This window comes from Streptomyces sp. NBC_00358 (assembly GCF_036099295.1).
Taxonomy (GTDB): Bacteria; Actinomycetota; Actinomycetes; order Streptomycetales; family Streptomycetaceae; genus Streptomyces.
Genome location: NZ_CP107976.1, coordinates 5,038,461 through 5,056,398, shown reverse-complemented (window position 1 = coordinate 5,056,398; position 17,938 = coordinate 5,038,461). Strand labels below are relative to the sequence as shown.

The window sequence follows — 17,938 nt, the reverse complement described above, 5'->3', positions numbered from 1 at the left end:
CTGCGTGCCCGGCAAGTAGGCGGGTTTCACGCCGGAACAACACCGCGCGAACGGCCCGGACTTGACGGCGGACCCCCTCTTGCACCACCCTTTCACTACTCAATTAGTGAAAGGGTGGTTGTCCGAGTGGTCGCGTACCGCATCGACCGGCGCAGCGGCGTCGCCACCTACGTCCAGATCGTCCAGCAGACGAAGCAGGCGCTGCGCCTCGGCCTCCTCGAACCCGGCGACAAACTCCCCACGGCCCGCGAGGTCGTGGAAGCCACCGCGATCAATCCGAACACCGTCCTGAAGGCCTACCGCGAACTTGAGCGCGAGGGCCTGGTCGAGGCCAGGCGCGGCCTCGGCACCTTCGTCCGCAGAACGCTCGGCGCCGCCCCCGCGGACTCGCCCCTGCGCGAGGAGCTCGACGCCTGGGTGCGCGGCGCCCGCACGGCGGGCCTCGACCGCGAGGACGTGGCGGCGCTGTTCGGCTCCGTACTGGACGAACACTTCCCGAAGGGGGACCAGTGAGTTCCACCAGCACCACCCGCCCCACCGTCGCCATCGAGGCGCACGGTCTCACCGTGCGCTACGGCCGGCGCTCCGCCGCGGCTCTGGAGGACTGCTCCTTCCGCCTCCCGGCCGGACGGGTCAGCGCCCTCGTCGGCCCCAACGGCGCGGGCAAGTCGACCCTGCTGGCGACCGTGGCCGGGCTGCTGCGGCCCACCGCCGGCACGCTCACCGTGCTCGGCACGACCACGGCGGGGGCACGCGAGAACATCGCCCACCTCTCCCAGGACAAGCCTCTGTACCCCCAGCTCACGATCGCCGAGACACTGCGCCTGGGCGCCGAGCTCAACCCGGGCCGCTGGGACGCCCCGTACGCCGCCGCCATCGTGGAACAGGGCTCACTCGATCCCGGGACCAGGGTCGGAAGACTCTCCGGCGGCCAGCGGACCCGCGTGGCACTCGCCCTCGCGCTGGGCAAGCGGCCCGAACTGATGCTGCTGGACGAGCCGATGGCCGACCTGGACCCGCTGGCCCGCCACGAACTGCTGGGCACGCTGATGGCGGACGCCGCCGAACGCGGGACCACGGTGCTGATGTCCTCGCACATCGTCGCCGAACTCGCCGACGCCTGCGACCATCTGCTGCTCCTGGGCGACGGACGCATCCGGCTCGGCGGCGGCCTGGACGACCTGCTCCTGGCGCACACCGTGGTGACCGGCCGCGGCGCCCCCGGCGACCTCGCCCCGCACCTCGTCGTCGAGTCCCGCGCCGCAGGCCGCGGCCTGACCGCCCTCATACGCAACGACGGGCCGGTGGACGACCGTTGGCAGACCGAGCGGCCGTCGCTGGAGGAACTGCTCCTCGCCCATCTGCGCTCCCCCTCGGCCCCCGCCCTGCTCACGCCCGGCACGACGGCGACCCCCGCGGCGGTGACCCGATGAGCGCCACCACTTCCCCGTCCCCCGTGCGCCGCGCTCTGCCCAGGCCGCGCGGCCTCGTCTGGACCGTCCTGCGGCTGCACCGCACCGCGCTGTGGATCTGGACCGGCTACGTGGTGCTCACCGCCGGTCTGCTGCTGTGGCTGTACGGCCCCGGAGCGGCCCACACGCAGCATCTGCTCGACGCCCTCGGCTACACGGGCGTCCAGGAGGACGCCTGGACCGCCGGCATCATCGGCTCCCCCTTCTCCGGCGCCTACAACGACCTCTTCTACGACCCGGCCTCCCTGCTGAGCTTCGCCTCGTTCGCCGTCGCCGTCTTCGCGGGCGGCTCGCTGACCGCCCGCGAGCTGGAAAGCGGCACCGCCCGGCTCATCTGGGCCCAGTCCGTCACCCCGGCCCGCTGGCTGGCCGCCAAACTGGCGGTGCCCGCGCTGTTCATCACCGTCGGCACCGGCCTGCTGGTCGCGCTGTACCGGATGCTGTGGTCCGCCCACGGCAACCTCCTGCTGGCCGGCATCGGACCGCGCGCCGTGTACTTCTCCATCGGCCCGGCCACCGTCGCCGCACCGCTCTTCGGTCTGGCCGTCGGCGTGTTCGTCGGTCTCACGCTGCGCCGCACCCTGCCCGCCCTCGCCGTCGCCGGGCTCGCCCAGTACGCGGTCATCGCGTTCCGCGGGAACTCCTGGCCTTTCCAGGGCACTTACCAGCAGCCCGACCTGTCCGTCCGAAGCCGGGCGATCACCTCCACGGGCGCGCGGATCCCCGACCCGGGCTGCATCGACAGCCACGCGTGTCTCGCCCGGCACGATGTCGTCCGCTTCACCCGCGAGTACCTCCCCTCCCCGGACTACTGGCCCCGCCAGCTCCTGGAGACAGGCGTCCTGCTGGGCGCCACCGCGATCCTCGTGGCCCTCGCGTTCGGCGTCCTGAGGAGGACGTCCACCTCATGAGCGCCCTGACCCTGCGACGCCCGTCCGGCCTGACCTGGACCGTGCTGCGCCTGCACCGCACGGCCCTGTACGCCTGGGGCGCCGCCCTGCTCACCGTCGCGGCGGTCCTGATCTGGATGCACGCCATCGGCCCCGACGCCCGCGCGGCCGCCGGGGACTGCGACGCGTCGGACTTCCTGGCGGACTGCGGAATCATCCGGGAGACCATGGCGGACAAGATCTACGCCTACGGTCTGGCCCTGGTCTCCGCCTGTGTCACGTATCTGATGTACGCGGTCGCGGTCTGGGCGGGTGCCGCGCTGACCGGCCGCGAGCTGGAGAGCGGCACCGCGCGGCTGGCCTGGACCCAGTCCGTCACCCCGGCGCGCTGGCTGGCCGCCAAGCTCGCCGTCCCCGCGGTCCTGCTGACGGCGGGCACCACGCTGGCGGTTCTGCTCGGCAGCTGGACCCGCCGTGCCGGTAACGGGAAACTGTCCGGTGACTGGTTCCTCACGAACGTCTTCATCTCCTCCGGCCCGGTGGCCGTCGCGTACGCCCTCGCGGGCCTCGCCCTCGGCGCGCTCGCCGGCCTGGTCCTGCGCAGGGCCATGCCCGCCGCCGCGGCCGCCCTCGGCACGGCGTACGTCCTGCACGAGGTGCTGGACAGGTTCCGGATGAGTCTGTGGCCTGCCGAGACGGCCACCGGACGGGCCGCACTCCAGTTCCCGCACGGCGCCCTGATCCTCGAACACGGTGCCGTCACCGGCGACGGCGAGCGGCTCAGCACCAGCATGGCCTGCGTCGGAACCGACAGCGCCGCCGCCCTCGGGAAGTGTGTGAAGCGGTCGGGGCTGGCCGATTTCTGGACGACCTATCAGCCGGAGTCCCATTTCTGGCCCCTCCAGCTCGTCGAGAGCGGCCTGCTGCTGGCCGTCGCGGGGCTCGCGACCGCCGCCGCCTTCACGCTGCTGCGCCGCCGTACCCCCTGAGCCGGTACGCCCCTCACCGGGGAAGGGGCGTACCCGGAAATGCCCTGAAGTACCAGGAAGTACCTGGCTCCCGGACGTGAAGACGTCCGGGAGCCTCCCCCAGATAGCCCGCACGTCATGTCGCCGTAACCATCGATTCAGGTGACCTTGCGACGCTCAAGCAATGCAGCCCGCCGTGCCCGAGCCTTCTCCCCCGCCGGAGAACGAGTCCTCACCGTCGACGGGGAGTGAGCGTACGCCGGCCATGCGGAACGGGAATTTCCGCATCGGCGCTCTGGCGCCCGCCCTCTCCGACGCGCCGGTCTCGCCCTCGGCACGGAAGAATGGGTCCATGAACCAGCGAAGCGCCCAGGCACCCGTGCAGCACCCGCAGCCCTCGGTCGGCTCCATCGCCGCGCACCGGCCGCACACCGTCGCGGCCAACGTCTCCGATCTGGAGCCCGACCTCGACGCCGACCTCGACGAGTACGAGGACACGGTGCAGGACGGGATCATGCTGCCGCAAGGCCGCTTCCTGGACCGTGAACGCAGCTGGCTGGCGTTCAACGAGCGCGTTCTGGAACTCGCGGAGGACCCGAACACGCCCCTTCTGGAGCGCGCGAACTTCCTGGCGATCTTCGCCAGCAACCTGGACGAGTTCTTCATGGTCCGGGTGGCAGGCCTCAAGCGCCGCATCGCCACCGGTGTCGCCACCAAGTCCGCGTCGGGCCTCCAGCCCCGCGAGGTCCTGGAGATGATCTGGGCCCGCTCCCGGGAGCTCATGGCCCGGCACGCGGCCTGCTACCAGGAGGACGTCGCTCCCGCGCTGGCGGAGGAGGGCATCCACCTGGTCCGCTGGAGCGAGCTGACCGAGAAGGAGCAGGCCCGCCTGTTCACCCTCTTCCGGCACCAGATCTTCCCGGTCCTGACCCCGCTGGCGGTCGACCCCGCGCACCCCTTCCCGTACATCTCGGGCCTGTCCCTGAACCTCGCCGTCGTCGTACGGAACCCGGTCAGCGGCCACCGCCACTTCGCGCGCGTCAAGGTCCCGCCGCTGCTCTCCCGCTTCCTGGAGGCCTCCCCGAACCGCTACGTCCCCATCGAGGATGTGATCGCGGCCCATCTGGAGGAGCTCTTCCCCGGCATGGAGGTGCTGGAGCACCACACCTTCCGGCTCACCCGGAACGAGGACCTGGAGGTCGAGGAGGACGACGCCGAGAACCTGCTCCAGGCCCTGGAGAAGGAACTCATGCGGCGCCGCTTCGGTCCGCCGGTGCGCCTGGAGGTCGAGGAGTCCATCGACCGCTACGTCCTCGATCTCCTCGTACGGGAACTGAAGATCTCCGAGGCGGAGGTGTACCCGCTGCCCGGTCCCCTGGACCTCACCGGTCTCTTCGGCATAGGCGCCCTGGACCGGCCGGAGCTGAAGTACGCCAAGTTCATCGCCGGCACCCACCGCGATCTCGCGGAGGTCGAGTCGGCGTCCCCGCCCGACATCTTCGCCGCGCTGCGCGAGCGGGACGTCCTGCTGCACCACCCGTACGACTCGTTCTCCACCTCGGTGCAGGCCTTCCTGGAACAGGCCGCGGCCGACCCGGACGTGCTCGCCATCAAGCAGACGCTCTACCGGACCTCCGGCGACTCGCCGATCGTCGACGCCCTGATAGACGCGGCCGAGTCCGGCAAGCAGGTCCTCGTCCTGGTCGAGATCAAGGCCCGCTTCGACGAGCAGGCGAACATCAAGTGGGCCCGCAAGCTGGAGGAGTCCGGCTGCCACGTGGTGTACGGCCTCGTCGGCCTGAAGACCCACTGCAAGCTGTCGCTCGTGGTCCGGCAGGAGGGCGACACCCTGCGCCGCTACTCCCACGTCGGCACCGGCAACTACCACCCGAAGACCGCCCGGCTGTACGAGGACCTCGGACTGCTCACCGCCGACCCGCAGGTCGGCGCGGACCTCTCCGACCTCTTCAACCGGCTCTCGGGGTACTCGCGCCGCGAGACCTACCGCCGTCTGCTGGTCGCGCCCAAGTCCCTGCGCGACGGACTGATCGCGCGGATCAACAAGGAAGTCCAGCACCACAACGCCGGGCGTCCCGCGTTCGTCCGCATCAAGGTCAACTCGATGGTGGACGAGGCACTCATCGACTCGCTGTACCGCGCCTCCCAGGCCGGTGTGCCGGTCGACGTGTGGGTGCGCGGCATCTGCGCCGTCCGGCCCGGCGTCACGGGCCTGTCCGAGAACATACGGGTCCGCTCCGTCCTCGGCCGCTTCCTGGAGCACTCCCGGGTCTTCACCTTCGGCAACGGCGGCGAGCCCGAAGTGTGGATCGGCAGCGCCGACATGATGCACCGCAACCTCGACCGGCGGATCGAGGCCCTGGTCAGGGTCACCGACCCGGCTCACCGGGCAGCCCTCAACCGGCTGCTGGAGACCGGCATGTCCGACACCACGGCCTCCTGGCACCTCGGCCCCGACGGGGAGTGGATCCGGCACGCGATGGACGCGGACGGCCAGCCTCTGCGGAACGTCCAGGAGATGCTCATAGACGCCCGGAGGCGCCGGCGTGGCACAGCAGCACCTTGATCCCCCCACCGGTTCCGTGGCCGGGACGGCCCCCAGGGCACCGGCCCCCCTCGACGAGGGAGGTGCCCCGATCGGTGACGCCCTCGCGGGCTATCTGCGGGCCCAGGCCACGGAATTCCTCCGCTCGCTGCGCCAGCACCGGGAGACCGGTGCCGCGGCGGGCGGGGCCGGGGAGTCCGGCGACGCGGCGCGCTCCCTGCGCCGCTCCGCCCGCCGCATCAGCGGCAGTCTGCACACCTTCCGGCCGCTGCTGGAAGCGGACTGGTCGGAGCGGATGCGCCCAGAACTGGCCTGGCTCTCCGGCACCCTGGCGCGCGAGCACGCCTATGCGGCACGCCTGGAACGGCTGCTCGGAGCGCTGAACCGGCTGTCGGGCACGGCGGCGCTGCCCGCCCAGGGCGGCCGGACCCCGGCCGCCGCCAAGCCGGGCCATCTGACCATCGGCGCCGCGAAGGCCGGCGCGCTGCTCGACCGCCAGCTCACACTCGCGCGGACCCGCGCGCACTCGGCGGCCCTCCAGGCGCTCGGCTCCTCCCGCTTCCACGCCGTCGCCGACAGCGTCGCCGTCCTGGCCAGCGAGGTACCGCTGGCCAGGTCCGCGGACAAGACCGACCTGCGTCCGCTGGCGGCCGCGGCCGCGGACCGGCTGACCGACGCCGTCGGCGCGCTGCCGCTGGTCGTGGCGGGCCACCCCTACAACGCGGAAGCCCTCGTGCACGGCCTCGCCGCCGACACCGCTCCGCAGCCGCAGGACGCGCCCTGGCACCAGGTCCGGCTGCTCATGCGGCTGCACCGGTACGCCGGCGAGGTGCTGCACCAGGGGGAGTGCCCGGTCGACACGCGCCTGCTCGGCGCGGGCAAGGCGCTCAACCGGCACCGGGACGCGGCGGAGGCGGCGGCCGCCGCGGCGTCGGCGGCCCGCACCCCGCGCATCGCGCCGGCCACGGCGTACGCGCTCGGTGTGCTGCACGCCGATCAGCGGCACGAGGTGGAGGCGGCCCGGTTCGCCTTCCAGCAGGCCTGGCAGAAGGAAGCCGTACGCACCCCGTGAGGGAGGCCCCATGGACGACGACACCATCCAGGCGGCGGGCTGTGTCCTGTGGCGCCGCTCCCCGGTGGACTCCGAGCTGGAGATCTGCCTCGTCCACCGGCCCAAGTACGACGACTGGTCGCATCCGAAGGGCAAGCTGAAGCGCGGCGAGGGGTTCCTGACCGGCGCGCTGCGCGAGGTGGAGGAGGAGACGGGCTACGACGCCGTCCCCGGCGCGGTCCTCCCCACCCTTCGCTATCTCGTCGCCGGCCGCTCCAAAGAGGTGCGCTACTGGGCCGCCGAGGCGGCCGACGGCCGCTTCGCCCCGAACGACGAGGTCGACCGTGTCCTGTGGCTGTCCCCCGTCGCCGCCCGCCACCGTCTGACCCAGCCCCGTGACCGGGACCTGGTGGACGCGCTGCTGGACGCGCTGCGTACGGCCTGACGTGTTCCCCTGGTTATGAGGACGCCGCCCTGGCATCCGGAGCGGCATTCCGCCATGCGCGGGACACCGCGGGGGAACCGCCGACGGGCACTCACCGTAGTGGGCGCGCCGTTCGCTGGTACGCATGAGGAATTGGGGGCGAACGAGGTATGACGGGAACGTGGGTACCGCGCTTCGCGCGCGCACCCGTTCGATTACCTGGAGTTTCCCCATTGGACCCCTCGGCCGGGACACGGCCGTGTCCTCGACGTGAGCGTTCCGTGACCTCACCGCACCGCCGTCAGGGGTTCACTCCCCGTTCACTTACGGCCTTCGGCGCCTTCACCTGTTCTGCCTAATTTCGGCCTTACACGGTGCGAAGGACGCCCCAGGGCGAACCTCCGCGTCGTTACGGACCGCAGGACACAGACATCGCACGCCGCCACCAGACGGCGGCTCCTGGAAGGAACTCCCGAAGTGAAGCTTCAGCGCATGAACCGGCGTGCCCTCACCCTCGGTGCTCTCGCCGTCTCCGGCGCCCTGGCCCTCACGGCGTGCGGCTCTGACGACACCGGCAACACCAACGGTGGCGGCAGCTCGGCCTCGGCCAGCAACAACAGCGCCATCAAGTGTGACGGCGCCAAGGGCCAGCTCCAGGCCTCCGGCTCCTCCGCGCAGAAGAACGCGATCGACGCCTGGACGAAGGCCTTCACGGCCGCCTGCAAGGACGTCCAGATCAACTACAACCCGACGGGCTCGGGCGCCGGCGTCACGACGTTCACCCAGGGCCAGACCGCGTTCGCCGGTTCGGACTCGCCGCTGAAGCCCGAAGAGGCCACGGCCGCGAAGAAGGTCTGCGGCGGCAACGCCGCGGTCGACCTGCCCATGGTCGGCGGCCCCATCGCGATCGGCTACAACGTCCCCGGTGTCGACAACCTGGTCCTGGACTCCTCCACGCTCGCCAAGATCTTCGACGGCAAGATCACGACGTGGGACGACGCGGCCATCAAGAAGCTGAACCCCAGCGCGAAGCTTCCCTCCACCAAGATCCAGGCGTTCCACCGCTCGGACGAGTCCGGCACCACGGACAACTTCACCAAGTACCTCATCGCCACCTCCCCGGCGGACTGGAAGTACTCCGGCGGCAAGGCCTGGCAGGCGAAGGGCGGCCAGTCCGCTCAGGGTTCCGCCGGTCTCGCCCAGCAGGTGAACCAGACCCCCGGCGCGATCTCGTACTTCGAGCTCTCCTACGCCACCGGCAGCATCAAGGCCGCGTCCCTCAAGACGGACGCCGCCGCCCCGGCCGCCGCCACGGTCGAGAACGCCACCAAGGCCATCTCCTCCGCCAAGGTCGTCGGCACCGGCAACGACCTCGCGCTCCAGCTGAACTACAAGCCGACCGCCGAGGGTGCCTACCCGCTGACGCTGGTCACCTACGAGATCCTCTGCGAGAAGGGCAACAAGGCCGACACCCTGGCCGCGACGAAGGCCTTCCTCACCTACACCGCGAGCGAGGACGGCCAGAAGCAGCTGACCGCCGCCCAGTACGCGCCGATCCCCGCCGAGATCATCACCAAGGTTCGTTCCACCATCTCGAACCTGGGCTGACCCGAGTGTGCGGCCCGCCTCGCCGAGGTGGGCCGCACCGTCCGGTGCACCGCCGCCTGGAGCCGCCACCCTGATCCGGCTCCGCAGACCGGAGACTCATGATGGACATATCGACGCAGAGCACTGAAGCTCCTCCTCCCGCCCCACGACCTTCGGGCGCCGCGCGCAAGCGTGCCGCCCGCGGTGCCACCCGCCCCGGTGACCGCGTCTTCCTGGCGCTCTCCCGCGGCTCCGGCATCCTCCTGTTGGTGATCATGGCCGCCATCGCGGTCTTCCTCACCTACCGCGCCTCGCTCGCGCTCAGCAAGAACCACGGCAACTTCCTCACCACCTTCGAGTGGAACACCGGCCTCACCCCGCCGGTCTTCGGCATCGCGGTGCTGGCCTTCGGCACGGTGGTCTCCGCGGTCATCGCCATGGCCCTCGCGGTCCCGGTCGCCGTCGGCATCGCGCTGTTCATCACGCACTACGCGCCGCGCAAGCTCGGCGGACCCATCGCGTACGTGATCGACCTGCTCGCCGCCGTCCCCTCCATCGTGTACGGCCTCTGGGGCGCCATCGTCCTGGTCCCGCACATGAACGGGCTGTTCAGCTGGCTCAACACCTACCTCGGCTGGACCGGCATCTTCAGCTGGCAGCAGGGAGCGCCCCGCTCCATGCTCACGGTCGGCATCCTGCTCGCGATCATGGTCCTTCCGATCATCACCAACGTGAGCCGTGAGGTCTTCCGGCAGGCACCGCAGATGCACCAGGAAGCCGCGCTGGCCCTCGGCGCCACGCGCTGGGAGGTCATCCGCATGTCGGTGCTGCCCTTCGGCCGCTCCGGCGTGATCTCCGCCTCGATGCTCGGCCTCGGCCGCGCGCTCGGCGAGACGATGGCCGTCGCCACCGTGCTCTCCCCGAGCTTCGACATCCAGGCCAGCCTGCTCGATCCCGGCGGCGGCACCTTCGCGCAGAACATCGCGGCCAAGTTCAACGAGGCCACCGTGTTCGGCCAGGACGCCCTGATCGCCTCCGGTCTCGTCCTGTTCGTCATCACGCTGCTGGTCAACGGTGCGGCGCGCATCATCATCAACCGCCGCAAGGAGTACTCGGGGGCCAACGCATGAGCAACGCACCCGTCACCCCGAAGCACGCCAGCTCGCTGCGCGGCGGCAGCCTCCCTACATGGTCGCCCTGGGCCATCGCCGCGGGATCCGTCGCGGTCGGCGTGGGCATCGGTCTCGCCGCCGGCCTGGACAGCAAGGTCCAGTGGGGCCTGATCGCCGCGATCCTCTTCGTCCTCGGTACGTACGTGATCGCCTCGCGCGTCGAGGGCCGCCGTCAGGCCAAGGACCGCATCGCGACCTGTCTGGTCTGGGCCTGCTTCATCGTCGCCCTCATCCCGCTGGCCTCCCTGATCTGGGAGACCGTCAAGCGCGGTGCGAAGGTCTTCGACCTCTACTTCCTGGGCCACTCCATGGGTGTGGTCGCCGACGCCGAGACCGGTGGCGGTATCTACCACGCGATCATCGGCACCCTGGAGCAGGTGGGTATCGCCTCGCTCATCGCCGTGCCGATCGGCGTGCTCACCGCGATCTACCTCGTGGAGTACGGCCGCGGCGGTCTCGCCAAGGCCGTCACCTTCTTCGTCGACGTCATGACGGGTGTCCCGTCGATCGTCGCCGGTCTGTTCGTTCTCAGCTTCTGGATCCTGATCATGGGCATGGGCTACTCCGGCTTCGCCGGCGCGATGGCCCTGTCGATCCTGATGATGCCTGTGGTGGTCCGCTCCACCGAGGAGATGCTCAAGCTCGTCCCGAACGAGCTGCGCGAGGCCTCCCTCGCGCTCGGCATCCCGAAGTGGCGCACCATCCTCAAGGTGGTCCTGCCCACGTCCATCGGCGGTATCACCACGGGTGTGATGCTCGCGGTGGCGCGTATCACCGGTGAGACCGCTCCGGTGCTGCTGTTGGTGTGGGGTACGAACTTCATCAACAACAACCCGTTCGACGGACCTCAGGCCTCGCTGCCGCTGTACATCTACCGGCAGTACGCCGCGGGAACCCCGGCGTCCACCGACCGGGCCTGGGCGGCGGCACTCGCCCTCATCCTGTTCGTCATGATCCTCAACATGGGAGCCCGCGCCATCGCGCGCTGGAAGGCACCCAAGACGGGCCGCTGACGCGGCCGATCAGCGACCCGATCCTTTGCGAAAGAAGCAGTGACTGACATGGCCAAGCGAATCGACGTAAGCGGTCTCACCGCCTACTACAGCGCCCACAAGGCGATCGAAGACATCTCCATGACGGTCGAGCCCCGCTCCGTGACGGCCTTCATCGGCCCCTCCGGCTGCGGCAAGTCGACCTTCCTGCGCACCCTGAACCGCATGCACGAGGTCACCCCCGGCGGGCGCGTCGAGGGCAAGGTGCTCCTCGACGACGAGGACCTGTACGGGAACGGCATCGACCCCGTCGCCGTGCGCCGCACGATCGGCATGGTCTTCCAGCGCCCCAACCCCTTCCCCACGATGTCGATCTTCGACAACGTCGCGGCGGGTCTGAAGCTGAACGGCTCCTACAAGAAGGCCGAGCTCGGCGACATCGTCGAGCGGTCCCTCAAGGGCGCGAACCTCTGGAACGAGGTCAAGGATCGGCTGAACAAGCCCGGGTCCGGCCTGTCCGGCGGTCAGCAGCAGCGTCTGTGCATCGCGCGGGCGATCGCGGTGGAGCCGCAGGTCCTTCTCATGGACGAGCCCTGCTCGGCCCTGGACCCGATCTCCACCCTCGCCATCGAGGACCTGATCGGCGAGCTGAAGGAGCGCTTCACGATCGTCATCGTGACGCACAACATGCAGCAGGCCGCCCGCGTCTCCGACCGCACCGCGTTCTTCAACCTCTCCGCGGTCGGCCAGCCCGGCCGCCTCATCGAGATAGACGACACGGAGCGCATCTTCTCCAACCCGTCCGTCCAGGCCACGGAGGACTACATCTCCGGTCGCTTCGGCTGACCGGACCGCCTCCCGAAACCCCTCGCGGTGCTGCATGGCGGTGCCACCGCGAGGACGAGAAGGGCCCGCCCCTGGCTCCCGGGGGCGGGCCCGTTCGTTTTCCCGGCCCCGGAGAGCGGACTCGGTTTCCGGGCCCGGCCTCGGACCCCGGCCTCGGACCCCGCCCCGTGCCCGTCGCCCTGGGGCGCCTGTCATCCGACCGGGACGGGTGGGCGCTGGGAAACAGAGGTCCGGGGGGCGGAGCCGCCGGGTACGGGAAGGGCAGGGGTGGAGGGGCCGGATGCCAGGCCCCGGGAACGCGAAAGGCCGGCCCCGAAGGACCGGCCCGCGCACCGCCGGAGGCACCCGGCGGCGATCACGCCCTACAGGAACGCGAGGTTCACGACCCAGAAGCTGCACGCCGCCACGATCGCGGCGGCCGGCATGGTGATGAACCAGCCGAGGACGATGTTCTTGGCGACGCCCCACCGCACGGCGTTCACCCGCTTCGTCGCCCCGACACCCATGATCGCCGAGGTGATGACGTGGGTCGTGGAGATCGGCGCCTTGAAGATGTAGGCAGTGGTGAACATGATCGACGCGCCGGTCGTCTCGGCGGCGAAACCCTGCGGCGGATCGAGCTCGATGATCTTCCGCCCGAGCGTCCGCATGATGCGCCAGCCACCCGCGTACGTACCCAGCGACAGCATCGCCGCGCAGGTGATCTTCACCCAGACCGGGATCGCGTCGTTCGGTCCCTGGACGCCGGCGATGACCAGCGCCATCACCACGACACCCATCGTCTTCTGGGCGTCCTGAAGACCGTGCCCGAGCGCCATGCCGGCCGCGGACACCGTCTGCGCGATACGGAAACCGCGCTTGGTCTTGTGCGGGTTGGACCGCCGGAAGATCCACATGATCGCGGCCATCACCAGATAGCCGACGAGCAGGCCGACGACCGGCGACAGGAACATCGGGATGATGACCTTGTCGAGCAGGCCGCTCCAGTAGACCGTCGTGCCCCCGGCCAGCGCCGCGCCGACCATGCCGCCGAACAGCGCGTGCGAGGACGAGGACGGCAGACCGAAGTACCAGGTGATCAGGTTCCAGGTGATCGCGCCGACGAGCGCCGCGAAGAGGATGCCCATCCCCTTCGAGCCCTCGGGTGTCTGGATCAGCCCCTCACTGACGGTCTTGGCGACCCCGCTGCCGAGGAACGCGCCGGCGAGGTTCATCACCGCGGCCATGGCGAGCGCGGCCCGCGGCGTCAGGGCGCGCGTGGACACGGAGGTGGCGATGGCGTTCGCCGAGTCGTGGAAGCCGTTCGTGTACGTGAATCCGAGCGCGACCCCGATGGTCACGATCAAAGCGAAGGTGTCCAACGGGTCAGGACTCCTTGACGGCGATGGTCTCCACCGTGTTCGCCACGTGCTCGAACGCGTCGGCCGCTTCCTCCAGCACGTCCACGATCTGCTTGAGCTTCAGCACCTCGATGGCGTCGTACTTGCCGCTGAAGAGGTGGGCCAGCAGCTTGCGGTGGATCTGGTCGGCCTGGTTCTCCAGACGGTTGACCTCGATCCAGTACTCCGTGAGGTTGTCCATGGTCCGCAGGTTGGGCATGGCCTCGGCGGTCAGCTCCGCGGCCCGCGACAGCACCTCGATCTGCTGCTCGACGCCCTTGGGCAGTTCCTCGACGTTGTAGAGGACGACCAGGTCGACGGCCTCCTCCATGAAGTCCATGATGTCGTCGAGGGAGGAGGCGAGGTTGTAGATGTCCTCGCGGTCGAAGGGCGTGATGAAGGAGGAGTTCAGCTGGTGGAAGATCGCGTGTGTCGCGTCGTCACCGGCGTGTTCCGCGGCCCGCATACGCTCTGCGATCTCGGCCCGAGCGGAATTGTCCGCCCCGAGCAGTTCCATCAGGAGTTTCGAGCCCGTGACGATGTTGTCCGCGGATGCGGAGAACATGTCGTAGAAGCTCGTCTCCCTGGGGGTCAGACGAAAGCGCACGTTGGGGTCCTCGAGATGCTTCGGTTTCGGTCAGGCTGATGCTAAGCGCATCATCCGGCCACGGCTAATGGGCCGTCCCCCAGTGTCGCCCATCGGGCACAGTGATCGGCACGGGGTCCGGTACCGGCACCGGGCAAGGGCCCTATACCCAGCAAAGTTCGATACCATATACCCACCAGGGGTATATGTAAGTGGCGTTTCAGACAGGATCGCCGATCGGACCCAGCAGGAGGACGCGATGACGACCACCGAGGCCGGCGCGACCGCGCCCTCCGGCGACGCGCAGGAGGTCGTGACCGACCACGACCGCGGCATACACGGCTACCACCAGCAGAAGGACGAGCACCTGAAGCGGCTGCGCCGCATCGAGGGACAGATCCGCGGCCTCCAGCGGATGGTCGACGAGGACGTCTACTGCATCGACATACTCACGCAGGTGTCCGCCTCCACGAAGGCCCTCCAGTCCTTCGCCCTCCAGCTCCTGGAGGAGCACCTGCGCCACTGCGTCGCGGACGCGGCCCTCAAGGGCGGCGACGAGATCGACGCGAAGGTCGAGGAAGCGACGAAGGCGATCGGCCGCCTGCTCCGTACCTGAGGGACATCCGAGTCCGCACCGGACAGCCGCGCGAGGCGGGGCGGGACGCCGGGGGCCTCCCGGAGGGACTAGTCCTCCGCGCCCCACTGGTCATGGGCACGTTCTTCGGCCACTTTCAGCACCGCGTCGATGCTCTCCAGGCTGAGCCGGTCCTCATGGGCCGCCGAGGCCGCGATGATCAGCTCGCCGCACAGCTCGATCTCGGCGAGGGCCACGTGGTCCTGAACTGCCGTACCGCCGACCGGAGCCACGCACGTCACCTCTTCCTGCCGTCACCGACTTCCTAGAGTAGGGAGCGGCCTACGCACCGCGCATGGCACGGAAGGGCCATTTCCGGCCCTCCGGTGAAGCTACGGCTCCGGATGCTCTTGCCCATTCCCCCGGAATCCACTACTCCGCGATCTTCCCGGCGTAGATGTCCGCGGAATCCGGCAGCCGTACGGCGGCGGGGCTGCCGAAGTCGTACAGCAGGATGGTCGAGGCGACGGCGACGGTGCCCCTGCGCTGTCCGTTGACGAAGCTGAACCGGTGCCGGACCTTGCGCAGTCGCCCCTGGTCGTCGAGGTAGGCGTCGAACGGGACCGCGGTGGTGGCGAACCCTTTCGCCGCCGCCCGCAGAGCCGGCCGCTGCCCCTTCGAGGCGTCCCGCGCCGCGATGTCGAGGTCGGCGGTCCCCTGGTAGTGCCGGACCGGGATCCCGGCGACCTCGGTCCTGCCCACATAGGTCACCGCCCGCGCGCCGCGCAGCAGTTCGGCCGCGGCGTACGGGTCGGTGGCGCCGCCGGTCACCAGGTTCCCGTCGGTGAGACCGGCCGTCGCCACCCGGACCCATTTGTCGGCGGGCACTCCGGCGCCCCTGTTCTTCATGAACAGCGCGCCCGGGGTGAGGAGTTCGGTGATCGGCCGGTGCTCGGCGGCCCCCGCGGGGTCCTGCGGCAGCAGCACCTTCAGCCGCCCGGTCTGCTTCCGGAAGTCGTACACGCCCTGCCCGCGGATGGTGACCCAGGTACCGCCGGTGGCCATCTCCATCGACGTACTGGCCTTCGCGCTGCCGGCCCTCTCCAGCTCGGCCACGGCCCGGCGCAGCTTCTCGACGCCACCGGTGCCCGCCCGCACATTCTCGGCGGCGGCCCCGCCGCCCGAGCATCCGGCGCCACAGACCATGAGCCCCGCCGCGACGAACGCGGCCACGACCGCCGCCCGTCCCTGCCGCTGCGCCACCATCGTCCACCGACCCCCAGCCGGTCCGTCCCGGGCCTTCCTGTCGTTCCGCTTAACGACGGGTAGGGACGCCCGTCACGCGACAGGAATCCGTTCACTTGGCTTGGGTAACGTTGGGGGTGTGGAGCAGCTGGACGCGACGGACCCTCCCCCCGACCACCGGACGACCACGGTCGAGCAAGGCCCCTTCTGCCTGGCCCGCTGCACCTGCGGCTGGCGGGGCCCGGCCCGCCGCGCCAGAAGCCAGGCCCGCACGGACGGAGCGACCCACGCGACGGCGGTGACCGCCTAGGACGCCCGGCCCCCGCGAAGCACCGGGGCCGCCCCGCCCGCCGTACCCCATGCCCCATGCCCCATGCCCCACGTCATCACGTCATCACGTCATCTCGGCGCCTCACCCCGATTTCGCGCCGCTCGCTCCGCGCCCCTCCACTCCCGCAGCCCCGCCCCGCCGTGCCCGGTCGGGAGGGTGCGTGCCAGGATGCGCAGCGCTGTAGCGGTTCTGCGACATGGGCAGGTGGAACCCCAGGGCCCGGGGGCCCGTCTCGTTCCACGGAACCCACGGGAGGCGCACATGCAACGGCGTTCGTTCATCGGCGGAGCCACCGCCGTCCTCGCGGCGGCGGCGACGTCCGCCTGCAACGGCAGTGACAGCGGGGACGGCAAGGCCGCCGGTACGGCCGGGAGCGCGAGCGCCGCGAGCACGGCCACCGGGAGCACCGGCATCCGCACGGCGACCGCGAGCAACCGCGCGGCCGCCACCTGGACGGCGCTGTCCCATCAGCTCGACGGCGCCCTGATACGCCCCGGCGACCACACCTGGCCGGCCGCCCACCAGCTCTACAACACGCGCTTCGACAATCTGAAGCCCGCCGCGGTCGCCTATGTCGCGCACGCCGACGACATCCGCACCACGATGGACTACGCCCGGGCCCACGGCGTCAAGGTGTCGATCCGCAACGGCGGACACTCGTACGCCGGTTGGTCCTCGGGCGACGGCCGCCTGATCATCGACGTCTCCAAGCTGAACAAGATCCGCGCCTCGGCCAACGAGGCCGTCGTCGGGGCCGGTTCCAAACTGATCGACGTCTACCGCGCGCTGGCCGCGAAGGGCGTCACCATCCCCGCGGGGTCCTGCCCCACCGTGGGCGTCTCGGGCCTGACCCTGGGCGGCGGCCACGGCGTCGTGTCACGGGCGTACGGACTGACCTGCGACAGCCTCACCCAGGCGACGCTGATCACCGCCGACGGCAAGCAGCTCACCGCGAACGCCACCGAGAACAAGGACCTGTTCTGGGCCCTGCGCGGCGCGGGCAACGGAAACTTCGGTGTCGTCACCGAGCTCCGGTTCAGGACCCACCCCGCGCCGCAGGGCGTCTCGGCGTACATGACCTGGCCCTGGGCCAAGGCCGCCGCCGTGGTGAAGGCCTGGCAGGAGTGGGGCCCGAGCCAGCCCGACGAGATCTGGTCGTCCTGCCACCTGGCCAACGCATCCGGCGGCACCCCCACCGTCTCCATAGCCGCCTTCTCCCTCGGCACCTACGGCGAACTCCAGAACGCCGTGGACCGGCTGGCCGACCGGATCGGCTCCCCCGCGCGCAGCGTCTCCCTCAAGCGGCGCTCGTACGAGGAGTCGATGGAGGTGTACGCGGGCTGCTCGTCGTTCTCCGCCGACGCCCAGTGCCACCTGCCGGGTTCGACGCCGGGCCGCAGCCCGCAGGGCGCCCTCGGCCGCGAGACGTACGCGGCCCGCTCGGACTTCTTCGACCGCTCGATCTCGGCGGCCGGTGTCCAGACGCTCCTGAACCAGATCTCCGCGGTCCGCGGCGGCGCGGGCAGCATCGCGCTCACCGCGCTCGGCGGCGCCGTCAACCGGGTCGCGCCCACGGCCACGGCGTTCGTGCACCGCCGCTCGCGCATGCTCGCCCAGTACATCGTCTCCTGGCCGGCGGGCACTTCGGGGACCACCGCCCAGTCCTGGCTGACCGGCGCCCACAACGCGATGACCCGGTACGCCTCGGGAGCGGCCTACCAGAACTACACGGACGCGACGCTGACCGACTGGCGCAAGGCGTACTACGGCGACGCGGCCACCCGCCTGACGGCCCTGAAGCACACGTACGACCCGGACCGCTTCTTCTCGTTCCCGCAGGCCCTGTAGCCCGGGACGG

18 protein-coding genes are annotated in these 17,938 nt (G+C 70.4%); 14 read left to right on the top strand and 4 right to left on the bottom strand.

The genetic code is table 11. The features are described from left to right. The first annotated feature begins 126 nt into the window (after window positions 1-126). The 11 genes from OHT01_RS21405 (at window position 127) to pstB (ending at window position 11,965) form a co-directional block, all read left to right on the top strand. Window positions 127-513: a GntR family transcriptional regulator gene (locus tag OHT01_RS21405; protein WP_405918488.1), complete on the top strand. Its 387-nt coding sequence runs from the start codon at window positions 127-129 to the stop codon at window positions 511-513. Continuing rightward, window positions 510-1,433: an ABC transporter ATP-binding protein gene (locus OHT01_RS21400; protein WP_328554725.1), complete on the top strand. Its 924-nt coding sequence runs from the start codon at window positions 510-512 to the stop codon at window positions 1,431-1,433. Before OHT01_RS21405 ends, OHT01_RS21400 begins: the two co-directional genes overlap by 4 nt. After that, entirely contained in the window at window positions 1,430-2,383 is a 954-nt protein-coding gene (locus tag OHT01_RS21395; RefSeq protein WP_328554724.1) for a hypothetical protein, read from the top strand. Before OHT01_RS21400 ends, OHT01_RS21395 begins: the two co-directional genes overlap by 4 nt. Next, on the top strand, window positions 2,380-3,351 hold the full coding sequence (locus OHT01_RS21390; protein WP_328554723.1) for a hypothetical protein: 972 nt from the start codon (window positions 2,380-2,382) through the stop codon (window positions 3,349-3,351). The genes OHT01_RS21395 and OHT01_RS21390 overlap by 4 nt, the downstream gene beginning before the upstream one ends. Before the next feature lie 331 nt (window positions 3,352-3,682). Further along, window positions 3,683-5,914: an RNA degradosome polyphosphate kinase gene (locus OHT01_RS21385; RefSeq protein ID WP_328554722.1), complete on the top strand. Its 2,232-nt coding sequence runs from the start codon at window positions 3,683-3,685 to the stop codon at window positions 5,912-5,914. Further along, entirely contained in the window at window positions 5,895-6,965 is a 1,071-nt protein-coding gene (locus OHT01_RS21380) for a CHAD domain-containing protein (RefSeq protein WP_443043422.1), read from the top strand. Before OHT01_RS21385 ends, OHT01_RS21380 begins: the two co-directional genes overlap by 20 nt. Before the next feature lie 10 nt (window positions 6,966-6,975). After that, entirely contained in the window at window positions 6,976-7,389 is a 414-nt protein-coding gene (locus OHT01_RS21375; RefSeq protein ID WP_328554721.1) for an NUDIX hydrolase, read from the top strand. A 456-nt stretch (window positions 7,390-7,845) separates the two neighbouring features. Beyond that, the gene (pstS, locus tag OHT01_RS21370; RefSeq protein WP_405916701.1) at window positions 7,846-8,976 is read left to right on the top strand and encodes a phosphate ABC transporter substrate-binding protein PstS; all 1,131 of its coding nucleotides are present in this window, start codon (window positions 7,846-7,848) and stop codon (window positions 8,974-8,976) included. Between the two features lie 101 nt (window positions 8,977-9,077). Then, window positions 9,078-10,085: a phosphate ABC transporter permease subunit PstC gene (gene pstC, locus OHT01_RS21365; RefSeq protein WP_328558203.1), complete on the top strand. Its 1,008-nt coding sequence runs from the start codon at window positions 9,078-9,080 to the stop codon at window positions 10,083-10,085. Next, entirely contained in the window at window positions 10,082-11,140 is a 1,059-nt protein-coding gene (gene pstA, locus OHT01_RS21360) for a phosphate ABC transporter permease PstA (RefSeq protein ID WP_328554719.1), read from the top strand. Before pstC ends, pstA begins: the two co-directional genes overlap by 4 nt. A 48-nt stretch (window positions 11,141-11,188) precedes the next feature. Next, a complete protein-coding gene (gene pstB, locus OHT01_RS21355) occupies window positions 11,189-11,965 on the top strand; it encodes a phosphate ABC transporter ATP-binding protein PstB (protein WP_328554718.1) in 777 nt (258 codons plus the stop codon). A 362-nt stretch (window positions 11,966-12,327) separates the two neighbouring features. Here pstB and OHT01_RS21350 read toward each other — a convergent pair whose 3' ends face one another. Both OHT01_RS21350 and OHT01_RS21345 read right to left on the bottom strand, forming a co-directional pair. Beyond that, window positions 12,328-13,326 (bottom strand): inorganic phosphate transporter, encoded by a 999-nt coding sequence (locus OHT01_RS21350; protein WP_328554717.1) that lies wholly within the window; start codon window positions 13,324-13,326, stop codon window positions 12,328-12,330. Between the two features lie 4 nt (window positions 13,327-13,330). Further along, window positions 13,331-13,951 carry a DUF47 domain-containing protein gene (locus tag OHT01_RS21345; protein ID WP_328554716.1) on the bottom strand — a complete coding sequence of 207 codons (621 nt, stop codon included), beginning with the start codon at window positions 13,949-13,951 and terminating at the stop codon, window positions 13,331-13,333. A gap of 238 nt (window positions 13,952-14,189) precedes the next feature. Here OHT01_RS21345 and OHT01_RS21340 point away from each other — a divergent pair, with 238 nt between their 5' ends. Beyond that, window positions 14,190-14,546 carry a metal-sensitive transcriptional regulator gene (locus OHT01_RS21340; RefSeq protein ID WP_328554715.1) on the top strand — a complete coding sequence of 119 codons (357 nt, stop codon included), beginning with the start codon at window positions 14,190-14,192 and terminating at the stop codon, window positions 14,544-14,546. Window positions 14,547-14,614: 68 nt separating this feature from the next. On the opposite strand, the gene OHT01_RS21335 is transcribed toward OHT01_RS21340, so the two are convergent. Together OHT01_RS21335 and OHT01_RS21330 are read right to left on the bottom strand one after the other, a co-directional pair. After that, entirely contained in the window at window positions 14,615-14,806 is a 192-nt protein-coding gene (locus OHT01_RS21335) for a hypothetical protein (RefSeq protein ID WP_328554714.1), read from the bottom strand. 130 nt (window positions 14,807-14,936) lie between these two features. Continuing rightward, a complete protein-coding gene (locus OHT01_RS21330) occupies window positions 14,937-15,770 on the bottom strand; it encodes a hypothetical protein (protein ID WP_328554713.1) in 834 nt (277 codons plus the stop codon). Window positions 15,771-15,888: 118 nt separating this feature from the next. Here OHT01_RS21330 and OHT01_RS21325 point away from each other — a divergent pair, with 118 nt between their 5' ends. Continuing rightward, the gene (locus OHT01_RS21325) at window positions 15,889-16,059 is read left to right on the top strand and encodes a hypothetical protein (RefSeq protein ID WP_328558434.1); all 171 of its coding nucleotides are present in this window, start codon (window positions 15,889-15,891) and stop codon (window positions 16,057-16,059) included. 282 nt (window positions 16,060-16,341) lie between these two features. Continuing rightward, the gene (locus OHT01_RS21320; protein ID WP_328554712.1) at window positions 16,342-17,928 is read left to right on the top strand and encodes an FAD-binding oxidoreductase; all 1,587 of its coding nucleotides are present in this window, start codon (window positions 16,342-16,344) and stop codon (window positions 17,926-17,928) included. Window positions 17,929-17,938 lie beyond the last annotated feature (10 nt).

Coding starts and splice junctions, on each gene's coding strand:
- OHT01_RS21395 (WP_328554724.1), top strand. CDS start 1,430: ATGAGCGCCACCACTTCCCCGTCCCCCGTGCGCCGCGCTCTGCCCAGG.
- OHT01_RS21390 (WP_328554723.1), top strand. CDS start 2,380: ATGAGCGCCCTGACCCTGCGACGCCCGTCCGGCCTGACCTGGACCGTG.
- OHT01_RS21385 (WP_328554722.1), top strand. CDS start 3,683: ATGAACCAGCGAAGCGCCCAGGCACCCGTGCAGCACCCGCAGCCCTCG.
- OHT01_RS21375 (WP_328554721.1), top strand. CDS start 6,976: ATGGACGACGACACCATCCAGGCGGCGGGCTGTGTCCTGTGGCGCCGC.
- pstC (WP_328558203.1), top strand. CDS start 9,078: ATGGACATATCGACGCAGAGCACTGAAGCTCCTCCTCCCGCCCCACGA.
- pstA (WP_328554719.1), top strand. CDS start 10,082: ATGAGCAACGCACCCGTCACCCCGAAGCACGCCAGCTCGCTGCGCGGC.
- pstB (WP_328554718.1), top strand. CDS start 11,189: ATGGCCAAGCGAATCGACGTAAGCGGTCTCACCGCCTACTACAGCGCC.
- OHT01_RS21340 (WP_328554715.1), top strand. CDS start 14,190: ATGACGACCACCGAGGCCGGCGCGACCGCGCCCTCCGGCGACGCGCAG.
- OHT01_RS21330 (WP_328554713.1), bottom strand. CDS start 15,770: ATGGTGGCGCAGCGGCAGGGACGGGCGGCGGTCGTGGCCGCGTTCGTC.
- OHT01_RS21320 (WP_328554712.1), top strand. CDS start 16,342: ATGCAACGGCGTTCGTTCATCGGCGGAGCCACCGCCGTCCTCGCGGCG.